This is a genomic window from Streptomyces sp. NPDC007983 (assembly GCF_042958345.1).
Classification (GTDB): Bacteria; Actinomycetota; Actinomycetes; order Streptomycetales; family Streptomycetaceae; genus Streptomyces.
Genome location: NZ_JBIBJI010000001.1, coordinates 656,132 through 668,595, shown reverse-complemented (window position 1 = coordinate 668,595; position 12,464 = coordinate 656,132). Strand labels below are relative to the sequence as shown.

The window sequence follows — 12,464 nt, the reverse complement described above, 5'->3', positions numbered from 1 at the left end:
CTGTGCCTGTTGCTGCGCTTCCCGGTTCGTCACCCGCTCAGCCTACGTGGGGCAGTCCCAGGGGGTGTCCGCCCAGGGACTCGCGCCTCACACCCCCGGCTCGGCCGCTATCCGCCCGGCGCGCACCGCGGCCAGCAGTTCCGCGTGATCCGCCTCCGTGCGGTCCGCGTACGCCACCGCGAAGCCGGCCATCGCCTCGTCCAGCTCCTCCCCCTTGCCGCAGTACCCGGCGAGCACCCGCGGATCCGCGCTGTGCGCATGCGCCCGCGCCAGCAGCGCGCCCGTCATCCGCCCGTAGTCGTCCATCTGGTCGGCGGCCAGCGCGGCCGGGTCGACGCTCCCCTTGCGGTTACGGAACTGCCGTACCTGGTACGGCCGCCCGAGCACCGTCGTCCAGCCCAGCAGGATGTCGCTGACGACCTGCATCCGCTTCTGGCCGAGCACCACCCGCCGCCCCTCGTGGACGACCTCGGGTATCTCGAAACCGGCCCGCCCCAGATGCGGCAGCAGCGCGGACGGCCGGGCCTCCTTCACCTGCAGCACCAGCGGTTCGCCCCGGTGGTCGAGCAGCAGCACCACATACGAACGCGTCCCCACGCTGCCCGTGCCCACGACCCGGAACGCCACGTCGTGCACCTCGTACCGGGCGAGCAGCGGCAGCCGGTCCTCGGGCAGCGTCCCCAGATAGTCGCCCAGCGCCTCCGCGACCGCCACCGCCTCGGCGTCCGGCACCCGCCGCAGCACCGGCGGCGCGTCCACGAAGCGCCGGGCCACGGGCCGCCCGGAGGAGCCCCCATCGCCCGGAACCGCCTCCGTGGCCTTGGCGGCGAAGCGCGCGCTCGTGTTCCGCCGGGCCTTCTCGGCGACCCGCTCCAGCGTGCCGGCCAGGTCCCGGGCGTCGGTGTGCGAGACCAGCTCCTCGTCCGCGATCGCGTTCCACGCGTCGGTGGCCGGCAGCTTGGCCAGCAGCCGGACCGTGCGCCGATAGGCGCCCGCCGCGTCACGGGCCGCCGACCGGCAGGCGTCCTCGTCGGCGCCGGCCTCCCGCCCGGCCAGCACCAGCGAGGCCGCGAGCCGCTTCACATCCCACTCCCACGGACCGTGGACGGTCTCGTCGAAGTCGTTCAGGTCGATGACCAGACCGCCGCGCGCGTCCCCGTAGAGCCCGAAGTTGGCGGCGTGCGCGTCACCGCAGAGCTGGGCGCCGACGCCGGTGACCGGAGTGCCCGCCAGGTCGTGGGCCATCAGCCCGGCCGAGCCGCGGAGGAAGGAGAACGGGGTCGCGATCATCCGCCCCACCCGTATCGGCGTCAGCTCCGGCAGCCGCCCGGCGTTCGACCGCTCGACCGCCGCCACCGCGTCCGGCCGCCCGGGAGCGGGCGACGGCAGCGCGGCGTGCGCCGAGCGCGGCACCCGCTTCCGCAGCGCCTTCCCCTCCTGCCGCGGAGAGGGGCCGTCCCCGCGCCAGGCCGCGAACCCCGGTACCTGGGGCAGCCGCCGGGCCGCCCCGCCCCCACCCGTGCCGTCAGCCATCACGCCCCCCGTTTCGTCCTCGCCCGTCACCGACCCCGCCGACGGCGCTCACGCCCCCGACCGACCAGCACCGTACCCCCGATCGCCCACGCCCCGTCAGGGCCTGTGGAAAACTCCGGTGAACCCGGCGAATGTCCTGCTCAGCGCCGGAACTGCTCCGGGCAGCCGCCGCCTTCGGGCAGATGGTCCTCGGCCCACTGCCCGAGTTCCTTCAGCGCGGGCTCCAGCGCCTTCCCCGCCTCCGTCAGCCGGTAGGCCACCCGCAGCGGAGGCCCGGGGTCCACTTCGCGGAGTACCAGCCCCGCCGCCGAGAGTTCGGTGAGGCGGTCCGACAGCATGCGTTCGCTGATGCCCGGGATGGCCCGCCGCAACTCGGCGAAGTACGCCCCCTGCTCGGTCAGTACGGCCACGATCAGCCCGGTCCACCGCTTCCCGAACAGCTCGAAGACCCGGGTCATCTTGCCGTCGACCTGCTTGCACACGTGCTCGTCGTGGACCTCGGGCCCGCCTCCGTCCGCCATGGAATACACGATACCTGCGTTTCGTTTGGTGCTGCAGAAAAGTAAGCTACTGTGCCAATCGTAGGTACATAGAAAACACCCGCTCCTTACGGGAGCGCCTTGTCCACGGAGGCACCTCCATGCCCACGCTTCTTCACATCGACACCTCTGTCTTCCCCGGCGAAGCCTCCGCCTCCCGCGCGGTGACCGCCACCTTCCGCAAGGAGTGGGAGGCCCAGCATCCGAATGGCACGGTCATCTACCGCGACCTGGCCGCCGAGCCGCTGCCGCACCTGGACGGCCTCGCCGCCCAGGCCGGATTCGTCCCCACCGAGACCCACACCCCCGAGCAGCAGGCCGCCTTCGCGCTGCGCGACACCCTGGCCGGTGAGCTGGAGCAGGCCGACGTGGTCCTCATAGGCGCCCCGATGTACAACTTCACGATTCCCTCCACCCTCAAGGCGTGGCTGGACCACGTGATCATCATGGGCCGCACCTCCGGCGCCGAGCAGACCACCACCTCGGGCACCCCGACGATCGTCGTCGCCAGCCGGGGCGGCGGCTACGGTCCGGGGACGCCGCGGGAGAGCTTCGAGTTCGTCACGACCTACCTGGAGAAGGCCCTGAAGGACGGGCTCAACCTCGACGTCGAGTTCGTTGTGCCGGAGCTCACCCTGGCCCGCAGCAACCCGGCGATGGCCGACCTGGTCGAGCTCTCGGACGCCTCCAAGGCGAAGGCCCACGAGGACGCCGCCTCGAAGGCCAAGGCGCTCGCTTCCCAGTTCGCCGCCTGAGCCGCCTGAGCCGCCTGAGCTGTCTCAGCCACCTCAGCCACCTCAGCTGTCCGAGCCTCAGTCGGCCGCGGAACCGCGGGGCCGCCCCTCCGGGGAGGCCCCGCTTCCGTTTGTCGGACCGAGTTCCGGGGGCGGCTGATGTGGATCAAGCCGAACTGGCAGTGGATCAAGCCGATGTCGAGCCGGACTCAAGGCGAGACCGACCGGCCCGCCACATAAAGCGAAGCGGGCCCCTCCTGAGCGACTTTCGTCACTCCGGAGAGGCCCGCTCCGACTGGTGCGCGAGGGGGGAGTTGAACCCCCACGCCCTTTCGGGCACTGGAACCTGAATCCAGCGCGTCTGCCTATTCCGCCACCCGCGCATGGGTGCTGTCTTCCGGCCTACCGCCTGTTCCCCGGGCCTTTCGGTCCGGTTCGCCGCGGCGCCTTCCGACATCCAGAACACTAGCACGCTGGGCAGGGTGGATTCACACTCGTTGTCGAGCCCCGCCCGGAGGGGCTCCGCCGCGGTTGCGGGACACTGTCCAGAGGGCACCTCTACGATCCTGTGAGAGGTGACACTGCTCCACAGGGCCAGGAAGGGGAACCACCCGATTTCCCGACGCGTGGATACGATCAGTAAGCAGTACCAGGACGACACTGAGCACGACTGAGGAAGGAGGTGCCCCGTGGGAGTACTGAAGCGCTTCGAGCAGCGTCTCGAGGGTCTCGTGAACGGCACCTTCGCCAAGGTGTTCAAGTCGGAGGTCCAGCCCGTCGAGATCGCGGGCGCGCTCCAGCGTGAGTGCGACAACAACGCGACCATCTGGAACCGGGACCGGACCGTCGTCCCCAACGACTTCATCGTCGAGCTGAGCACCGGCGACTACGAGCGGCTCGCGCCGTACTCCGGACAGCTCGGCGACGAGCTCTCCGGCATGGTCCGCGACTACGCCAAGCAGCAGCGGTACACCTTCATGGGGGGCGTCAAGGTCCACCTGGAGAAGGCCGACGACCTCGACACCGGCCTGTACCGGGTGCGCAGCCGGACGCTGGCCTCCAGCGAGTCCCAGAGCGCGGCCGCCCAGCAGGCACCGGCCCGCGGCGGGGCTCCGCAGCAGCGGCCCGGCGGTTACGGCGGCCAGCCCGCGGGCGCGCCGCCCATGCCCAGTGCCCCTCCCGGGGCCCGCCCCGGGGCCCGGAGCGGCGGCGCGGGCTCCGTCCCGCAGCCGCAGGGGCAGACCCGGCGCTGGATTGAGATCAATGGCACTCGCCACCAGATCTCCCGGCCCACCCTGGTTCTGGGCCGCAGCACCGACGCTGACGTGCGCATTGACGATCCCGGTGTCTCCCGCAGGCACTGCGAAATCCGGGTCGGAACACCGCCGACCATCCAGGATCTGGGGTCGACGAACGGCATCGTGGTGGACGGACAGCACACCACCCGCGCTACGCTCCGCGACGGCTCCCGCGTCGTCGTGGGCAGCACCACCATCGTTTACCGGCAAGCCGAAGGGTGAAGCGGGGGCAATGTCAGAGCTGACCCTCACGGTCATGCGGTTGGGTTTCCTCGCCGTACTGTGGCTGTTCGTCATCGTGGCCGTTCAGGTCATCCGTAGCGACCTGTTCGGGACTCGCGTGACCCAGCGCGGTTCGGCGCGCCGTGGCGCCCCCGACCGGCCGCAGCAGCAGCGGCAGCAACAGCAGGCCGCACCGCCCCAGCAGCGTCAGCAGCCCTCGGGCCGCGGCCGCCGCGGGGCTCCGACCAAGCTGGTGGTGTCCGAGGGCACGCTGACCGGCACCACGGTCGCCCTCCAGGGGCAGACCATCACTCTCGGTCGTGCGCACGATTCAACAATCGTGCTGGACGACGACTACGCCTCCAGCCGGCATGCCAGGATCTACCCGGACCGTGACGGCCAGTGGATCGTCGAGGACCTCGGCTCCACCAACGGCACCTATCTCGACCGGAACCGACTCACCACACCGACACCGATTCCGCTGGGTGCACCGATCCGCATCGGCAAGACCGTCATCGAGCTGCGGAAGTAGTAGGACCATGACGACCGGAGGGTGGGCAGCGTGGTTGGCAAGGGGCTGTACCCGGAGCCGACGGGCGAGGTGCGCATGAGTCTGTCACTGCGTTTCGCCGCCGGGTCCCACAAGGGCATGATCCGGGAGGGCAACGAGGACTCCGGCTATGCCGGCCCCCGGCTGCTCGCCATCGCCGACGGCATGGGTGGCCAGGCCGCCGGCGAGGTCGCCAGCTCCGAGGTGATCTCCACCCTGGTCCAGCTCGACGACGACGTCCCCGGCTCGGACATCCTGACCTCCCTGGGCACCGCCGTGCAGCGGGCCAACGACCAGCTGCGGGTCATGGTCGAGGAGGACCCCCAGCTGGAGGGCATGGGCACCACGCTCACCGCCCTGTTGTGGACCGGCCAGCGGCTCGGCCTGGTGCACGTGGGCGACTCGCGCGCGTATCTGCTGCGCGACGGGGAGCTCACCCAGATCACCCAGGACCACACCTGGGTGCAGCGGCTCGTCGACGAGGGCCGCATCACCGAGGAGGAGGCGGGCACCCACCCGCAGCGCTCCCTGCTGATGCGCGCGCTGGGCAGCGGCGACCACGTCGAGCCCGATCTGTCCATCCGTGAGGTCCGGGCCGGCGACCGCTATCTGATCTGCTCCGACGGCCTGTCCGGCGTCGTGAGCCACCAGACCCTCGAGGACACCCTCGCCAGCTACCAGGGCCCGCACGAGACGGTGCAGGAGCTGATCCAGCTCGCGCTGCGCGGCGGCGGCCCCGACAACATCACCTGCATCGTGGCCGACGTCCTCGACGTGGACGGCGGCGACACCCTGGCCGGCCAGCTCAACGACACCCCCGTGATCGTGGGCGCGGTGGCCGAGAACCAGGTCCCCCTCGGGGACGGCGGTGCCGGGAACACCCCGGCGGGCCGCGCCGCCGAGCTGGGCCGGAACCGTCCCGTACCGCAGCAGGGCGACGCACAGGGCGGCTTCGGGCCGCCCGGCAGCGGCGACCCGGGGCTCGGCGGACCGCCCGAGGGCAGTTACGGGGCCTACGCGGACGGCGACTACACCAAGAAGAGCGGCCGTAAGACCTGGGTCAAGCGGTCGCTGATCATCGCGCTGGGCCTCGCCGTGATCGGCGGCGGCCTCTACAGCGGCTATCAGTGGACGCAGACGCAGTACTACGTGGGCTCCAACGGAGACCATGTCGCGATCTACCAGGGCATCAACCAGGACCTTGCGTGGATCAAGCTCAACAAGGTCCATGAGGACCACCGCGAGATCGAACTCAAGTACCTCCCGACCGACCAGCGCAGCCGCGTGGAGGACACCATCGCGGTCAGCGGGCTCGGCCAGGCCGAGGACAAGACGAAGGATCTCGCCACTCTCGCCAGCGCCTGCAGAAAGGCTGACGCACAGCGCAGGGCCGAGGAGAGCCAGAAGGACCTCACCGGCGGCAAGGGGCAGGCCGGCGGCGGATCCGGAGGCAAGGCAGGTAGCGGCAGCAGCAGGCCGCAGCAGAGTCAGAGCGCGACGACGGGGTTGCGCGCCGCCAAGGCCACACCGACGCCGAAGAACCCGGCGTCGCCCTCTCCCACTCCGAAGCCGGGTCCCACCCTGTCGGAGCAGGAGAAGGAGTTGGTCCCGCAGTGCAGCAGCACCCAGCAGTGAAGCCGTTAGGGGCCGCCCACCCATGAGCAGTAGTACGACCAACACGACCACGATCAGTACGGCCGGTCCGCCGAGCCGCCGCAACACCGAGCTCGCCATGCTCGTGTTCGCGGTGATCATTCCGGTCTTCGCGTACGCCAACGCGGGCCTGGCGCTCAGCGACGAGCTGCCCTCGGGCATGCTCAGCTACGGCATCGGGCTCGGCCTGCTCGCGGGCGTCGGCCATCTGGTGGTGCGCAAGTTCGCGCCGTACGCCGATCCGCTGCTGCTGCCGATCGCCACGCTCCTCAACGGCCTCGGCCTCGTCATCATCTGGCGGCTGGACCAGTCGAGGCGGCTGGCCGGCCGGGCGGAGGCGATCGGCCAGACCTTCGCCCCCTCGGCGCCCAACCAGCTGATGTACTCGGCGATGGGCGTGGCCCTGTTCGTGGCCGTCCTGATCTTCCTCAAGGATCACCGGATCCTGCAGCGGTACACCTACATCTCCATGATCGGTGCGCTGATCCTGCTGATCCTGCCGATGTTCTTCCCGGCCCGGTTCGGCGCACGCATCTGGATCACCATCGGCTCCTTCTCCATCCAGCCCGGTGAGTTCGCGAAGATCATCATCGCGGTCTTCTTCTCCGGCTACCTCATGGTGAAGAGGGACGCGCTCGCGCTGGCCAGCCGCCGCTTCATGGGGCTGTACCTGCCGCGCGGCCGTGACCTCGGCCCGATCATCGTGGTCTGGGCGATGAGCATCCTGATCCTGGTCTTCGAGACCGACCTCGGCACCTCGCTGCTGTTCTTCGGCCTGTTCGTGGTCATGCTGTACGTGGCGACCGAGCGCACCAGCTGGATCGTCTTCGGTCTGCTGATGTCCGCGGTCGGCGCGGTCGGAGTCGCCTCGTTCGAATCGCACGTCAAGGTCCGTGTGATGGCGTGGCTGCACCCGTTCGCGGTCTACGAGACCCCCCGGCCCAGCTGGGCCACCACCGACCAGATCGCCCTGGCCCTGATGTCCTTCGGCTCCGGCGGCGTCTCGGGAACCGGCTGGGGCCAGGGCGCCTCCGACCTGATCGGCTTCGCGGCCAACTCCGACTTCATCCTCGCCACCGTCGGCGAGGAGCTGGGGCTGGCCGGCACCATGGCCTTCCTCCTGCTGTACGGCCTCATCGTGGAGCGCGGCATGCGCACCGCCCTCGCCGCCCGGGACCCGTTCGGCAAGCTGCTGGCGGTCGGCCTGTCCGCCGCGTTCGGCATCCAGGTCTTCGTCGTCGCGGGCGGCGTGATGGGCCTCATCCCGCTGACCGGTATGACGATGCCGTTCGTGGCGTACGGCGGTTCGTCGGTGCTCGCCAACTGGGCGCTGATCGCGATCCTCATCAGGATCAGCGACACCGCCCGCCGGCCGGCGCCCGCGCCCGCCCCCACCACTGACGCCGAGATGACTCAGGTGGTCCGACCGTGAACAAGCCCCTGCGCCGAATCGCGATCTTCTGCGGCCTTCTGGTCCTCGCCCTGCTGGTGCGGGACAACTGGATCCAGTACGTCCAGGCCGACGGGCTGAAGAACAACAAGAACAACCGCCGGGTCCTGATCGCCCGTTACAGCCAGCCGCGCGGCAACATCATCGTCGACGGCCGCCCGATCACCGGGTCGGTGGAGACCGACGGGACGGACTTCAAGTACAAGCGCACGTACAAGAACGGTCCGATGTGGGCGCCGGTGACCGGGTACGCCTCCCAGGCGTTCGGCGCCACCCAGATCGAGAACCTCGAGGACGGCATCCTCACCGGCAACGACGACCGGCTGTTCTTCAACCGGACCGTCGACATGTTCACCGGCAAGAACCAGAAGGGCGGTGACGTCATCACCACCCTGAACGCCAAGGCCCAGGAGGCCGCGTACAAGGGCCTCGGCAAGAACAAGGGCGCCGTCGCCGCGCTCGACCCGCGCACCGGCAAGATCCTCGCCCTCGCCTCCACCCCGAGCTACGACCCGTCGAAGTTCGCGGGCAGCGGGAAGAGCGACGAGGAGACCTGGAATGCGCTGCAGCCGAAGAACGACGAGGACGACCCGATGCTGAACCGGGCGCTGCGGCAGACGTACCCGCCCGGCTCCACGTTCAAGGTCGTCACCGCCGCGGCGGCGCTGGAGAACGGCAAGTACACCGACATCGACGGGGCCACCAACTCGCCGGTGCCGTGGCGGCTGCCGCTGTCCACCCAGGACCTGCCGAACGAGGGGAACATCCCCTGCGAGAACGCGACCCTGCGGCAGGCCCTGCGCTACTCCTGCAACACCGTCTTCGGCAAGCTCGGTGACGACCTCGGCAAGGACAAGATGCTGGAGGAGGCGAAGAAGTTCGGGTTCAACGAAGAGGTCTTCATGCCCGTCCGCTCCGCCGCCAGCATCTACCCCGAGAAGATGGACCGGCCGGGCAACGCCCTGTCCTCCATCGGCCAGTTCGACACCCGCGCCACCCCGCTGCAGATGGCCATGGTCGCCTCCGCGGTCGCCAACGACGGCAAGCTGATGAAGCCGTACATGATCGACTCGCTGCGCGCCCCCAACCTGAACACGGTCGACCAGACCAGCCCGGAGGAGATGAGCCAGCCGCTCAGCTCGGAAAACGCGGGCAAGCTCCAGGACATGATGGAGACCGTGGTCAAGGAGGGCACCGGCACCAACGCCCAGATCCCGGGCGCCACGGTCGGCGGCAAGACCGGTACCGCGCAGCACGGCGTCGCGAACAGCGAGAACCCGTACGCCTGGTTCATCTCGTACGCCAAGACCGACGAGGGTTCCCCGGTCGCGGTGGCCGTCGTGGTCGAGGGTTCCGACACCCTGCGCAGTGACATCGCGGGCGGCAAGCTGGCGGCGCCGATCGCGAAGAATGTGATGAAGGCGGTACTTGACAGCGAGCGCGACAAGTGACGCCGGTCACGCCCTGATACCAATCCCGCACGTCGTCGTACCGGTCCGGTATCAAGTATCGGCCGAGGCCGGGTCCCGTAAGACGTGCCGGGTACCGTATGCGCGAGCAGCACTTCGCCGGTCCCCCACACAGGGTGCGGCCGGGAATGACGGAAGAGGGCTGGAGTAGCTATGGAAGAGCCGCGTCGCCTCGGCGGCCGGTACGAGCTGGGCTCGGTGCTCGGCCGCGGTGGCATGGCGGAGGTCTACCTCGCGCACGACACCCGCCTCGGCCGCACTGTCGCCGTGAAGACGCTCCGGGTGGACCTCGCCCGCGACCCGTCCTTCCAGGCCCGGTTCCGCCGAGAGGCCCAGTCGGCCGCCTCGCTCAACCATCCCGCGATCGTCGCGGTCTACGACACCGGCGAGGACTACGTCGACGGTGTCTCGATCCCGTACATCGTGATGGAGTACGTCGACGGCTCCACTCTGCGTGAGCTTCTCCACTCCGGGAGAAAGCTGCTCCCCGAGCGCTCGATGGAGATGACGGTCGGGATCCTCCAGGCCCTGGAGTACTCCCACCGGAACAACATCGTCCACCGGGACATCAAGCCGGCGAACGTGATGCTCACGCGCAGCGGCCAGGTCAAGGTGATGGACTTCGGCATCGCCCGGGCCATGGGCGACGCCGGTATGACCATGACGCAGACCGCGGCCGTCATCGGCACCGCGCAGTACCTCTCCCCCGAGCAGGCCAAGGGCGAGACCGTCGACGCGCGCAGCGACCTCTACTCCACCGGCTGTCTGCTCTACGAGCTGCTGACGGTGCGGCCGCCGTTCGTCGGGGACTCCCCGGTGGCCGTGGCCTACCAGCACGTACGGGAAGAGCCGCAGCCGCCGAGCACGTACGACCCCGAGATCACCCCGGAGATGGACGCGATCGTCCTGCGGGCCCTGGTCAAGGACCCCGACTACCGCTATCAGTCGGCCGACGAGATGCGCGCCGACATCGAGGCGGCCCTCGAAGGCCAGCCGGTCGCCGCGACCGCCGCGCTGGGCGCGGTCGGCTACGGCTCGAACGACCAGCCGACGACGATGCTGCGGCCGCAGGACACCGGTCCGGCGACCTCGATGCTGCCCCCGATGCGGGATGACGACGGCGGCTTCGGCTACGACGAGCGGCCGGAGCGGCGGCGGGGCGGCCCGGAGAAGAAGCGCAACCTCTCGACGATCCTGCTGGTGGTGGCCGGCATTCTGGTGCTGGTCGGCGCGATCTTCATCGGGAAGGCGCTCACCGGCGGCGGCAAGAACGACGAGATGGTCCCGGTGCCGACACTGGCCGGCAAGACCTTCAAGGAGGCCAGCGCCCAGGGGGACAACGGCGACTTCAAGGTGAAGCAGGTCGGCTCCAGGTTCTGTGGCCAGGCCAAGAACACGGTCTGTGAGCAGAACCCCAAGGGCGGCGGCGAGATCAAGCGCTACGGCACGGTCGAGCTGACCATGTCGAAGGGCAAGAAGCCGGCGGAGAAGATCGAGGTCCCCGACGTCCTCAACGTCCAGTTCGCGTCGGCGAAGCAGTCGCTGGAAGACAAGGGCTTCACCGTCGACAGGGCGACCGAGGAGTCCGACCAGACCCCGGGCAAGGTGATCCGCCAGAGCGTGGACGCGGGCAAGAAGGTCGCGCGGGGCACCACGATCACCCTGACCGTCGCGGCGCCGCAGCAGCAGGTCCCCGTCCCCGACGTGACCACCAAGAAGCAGGCGGACGCCGAGGCCACCCTCAAGGCGCAGGGCTTCAAGGTCCAGTCGACGGAGGAGGAGAGCGGCGACGCCGAGGCCGGCACGGTCATCAGGCAGGACCCGGCGGGCGGCGGTACGGCCGCGCCCGGATCCACCATCAACCTGACCATCGCCAAGGCCCCGGCCCAGCAGGAGCAGGTCCCGGTGCCCAACCTGGGCGGCCAGAAGCTCAAGGACGCCAAGAAGGCCCTCCAGGACCTCGGGCTCAACGTGGGCAACATCCAGGGCGATCAGGGCGACAACGCGACCGTGGTCGCCAGCAACCCCGGCGCCGGCACCCAGGTGCCCAAGGGCACGTCCGTGAACCTCGTCACGGTCAAGGGCAACGACGGCGGAGGCGACAACGGCGGAGGCTTCTTCGGCGGCCTCGGCGGCTAGCCCGCCTCGCACACGGCACCACCGCACGGGGAAGCCCCCGGCGCCCGGGAGAGGGCGCCGGGGGCTTCCCCCGTTGGCGTGAAGCGTCAAGAGGTGCTGCCTCAGCGCAGCTCCTTGGGGGGCGTACGGTCCGCGTCGACCTTCTCGGTGCGCTCCAGCTCGCCCCAGACGATGTAGCGGTGCCGCGAGGTGAAGACCGGAGTGCAGGTCGAGAGGGTGATGTAGCGGCCCGCCTTCTTCTTGCCCGACTCCTTCGGGACCGCGTTCAGCACGTCCACGTTGAACTTCGAGGTCTCGGGCAGCGTCGCGTAGACCTTGTAGACGTACCAGGTGTCCCGGGTCTCGAAGACCACGGGATCGCCGTCGTGGATCTTGTCGATGTCGTGGAACTTGGCGCCGTGTCCGTCCCGGTGGGCGGCCAGCGCGAAGTTACCCGACTTCGCCCAGGGCATCGCGGCCTTGACGGGCTCCGTGTAGTACCCGGCGACGCCGTCGTTGAGGATCTCGGTCGAGGTGCCCTTTTTGACCAGCACCTCGCCGTCGCCCATGGCCGGTACGTGCAGGAAGCCGATGCCGTCCTTGGTGTCGAGCCGGCCCGGCCCCTGGGCGGCCCAGTGCTTGCGCACCTGGTTGCCCTGCTTCTTCGCCTCCCGGTCGGCGAGGACGTTCGTCCACCACAGCGAGTAGGCCACGAAGAGGGCCAGGATCAGCCCCGCGGTGATCAGCAGCTCGCCCAGCACCCCGATGGCCGCCGCGATCCGCCCGCGGCCGGGGCGGCGGGTCGGCTGCGTCTCGGACGGGGCGGGGTCCCGGCCCTGCCGCTGGTCGTGGTCGGTCCGTGCCACCGCGTGGTACCCCTTTTCTGGATCTTCCCGGT

At 69.8% G+C, this 12,464-nt stretch carries 10 protein-coding genes and 1 tRNA gene; 7 read left to right on the top strand and 4 right to left on the bottom strand.

Features of this window, described 5'->3' with window-relative positions; genetic code table 11:
* Window positions 1–87 precede the first annotated feature (87 nt).
* Together ACFZCY_RS03165 and ACFZCY_RS03160 are read right to left on the bottom strand one after the other, a co-directional pair.
* Entirely contained in the window at window positions 88–1,533 is a 1,446-nt protein-coding gene (locus ACFZCY_RS03165) for a DUF2252 family protein (protein WP_391168935.1), read from the bottom strand.
* A gap of 140 nt (window positions 1,534–1,673) precedes the next feature.
* Entirely contained in the window at window positions 1,674–2,054 is a 381-nt protein-coding gene (locus tag ACFZCY_RS03160) for a winged helix-turn-helix transcriptional regulator (protein ID WP_391168934.1), read from the bottom strand.
* A gap of 119 nt (window positions 2,055–2,173) precedes the next feature.
* On the opposite strand from ACFZCY_RS03160, the gene ACFZCY_RS03155 reads away from it, so the two are divergent.
* Window positions 2,174–2,827, top strand: coding sequence for an NAD(P)H-dependent oxidoreductase (locus ACFZCY_RS03155; protein ID WP_391168932.1), 654 nt, complete (start codon window positions 2,174–2,176; stop codon window positions 2,825–2,827).
* A gap of 275 nt (window positions 2,828–3,102) precedes the next feature.
* On the opposite strand, the gene ACFZCY_RS03150 is transcribed toward ACFZCY_RS03155, so the two are convergent.
* Window positions 3,103–3,189 (bottom strand) — tRNA-Leu (locus tag ACFZCY_RS03150).
* A gap of 306 nt (window positions 3,190–3,495) precedes the next feature.
* On the opposite strand from ACFZCY_RS03150, the gene ACFZCY_RS03145 reads away from it, so the two are divergent.
* The 6 genes from ACFZCY_RS03145 (at window position 3,496) to pknB (ending at window position 11,587) form a co-directional block, all read left to right on the top strand.
* On the top strand, window positions 3,496–4,326 hold the full coding sequence (locus ACFZCY_RS03145) for a DUF3662 and FHA domain-containing protein (RefSeq protein WP_361488751.1): 831 nt from the start codon (window positions 3,496–3,498) through the stop codon (window positions 4,324–4,326).
* 10 nt (window positions 4,327–4,336) lie between these two features.
* Complete coding sequence (locus tag ACFZCY_RS03140) at window positions 4,337–4,858, top strand: FHA domain-containing protein (protein ID WP_055545898.1); 522 nt, start codon at window positions 4,337–4,339, stop codon at window positions 4,856–4,858.
* A 75-nt stretch (window positions 4,859–4,933) separates the two neighbouring features.
* Complete coding sequence (locus ACFZCY_RS03135; protein WP_391168928.1) at window positions 4,934–6,511, top strand: protein phosphatase 2C domain-containing protein; 1,578 nt, start codon at window positions 4,934–4,936, stop codon at window positions 6,509–6,511.
* A gap of 22 nt (window positions 6,512–6,533) precedes the next feature.
* The gene (locus ACFZCY_RS03130; protein ID WP_361488757.1) at window positions 6,534–7,961 is read left to right on the top strand and encodes an FtsW/RodA/SpoVE family cell cycle protein; all 1,428 of its coding nucleotides are present in this window, start codon (window positions 6,534–6,536) and stop codon (window positions 7,959–7,961) included.
* Window positions 7,958–9,430 (top strand): penicillin-binding transpeptidase domain-containing protein, encoded by a 1,473-nt coding sequence (locus tag ACFZCY_RS03125; protein WP_391168926.1) that lies wholly within the window; start codon window positions 7,958–7,960, stop codon window positions 9,428–9,430. The genes ACFZCY_RS03130 and ACFZCY_RS03125 overlap by 4 nt, the downstream gene beginning before the upstream one ends.
* A gap of 171 nt (window positions 9,431–9,601) precedes the next feature.
* Entirely contained in the window at window positions 9,602–11,587 is a 1,986-nt protein-coding gene (gene pknB / locus ACFZCY_RS03120) for a Stk1 family PASTA domain-containing Ser/Thr kinase (RefSeq protein ID WP_391168924.1), read from the top strand.
* A gap of 101 nt (window positions 11,588–11,688) precedes the next feature.
* Here the strand turns inward: pknB and ACFZCY_RS03115 are convergent, their stop codons facing one another.
* On the bottom strand, window positions 11,689–12,432 hold the full coding sequence (locus ACFZCY_RS03115; protein ID WP_391168923.1) for a class E sortase: 744 nt from the start codon (window positions 12,430–12,432) through the stop codon (window positions 11,689–11,691).
* Window positions 12,433–12,464 lie beyond the last annotated feature (32 nt).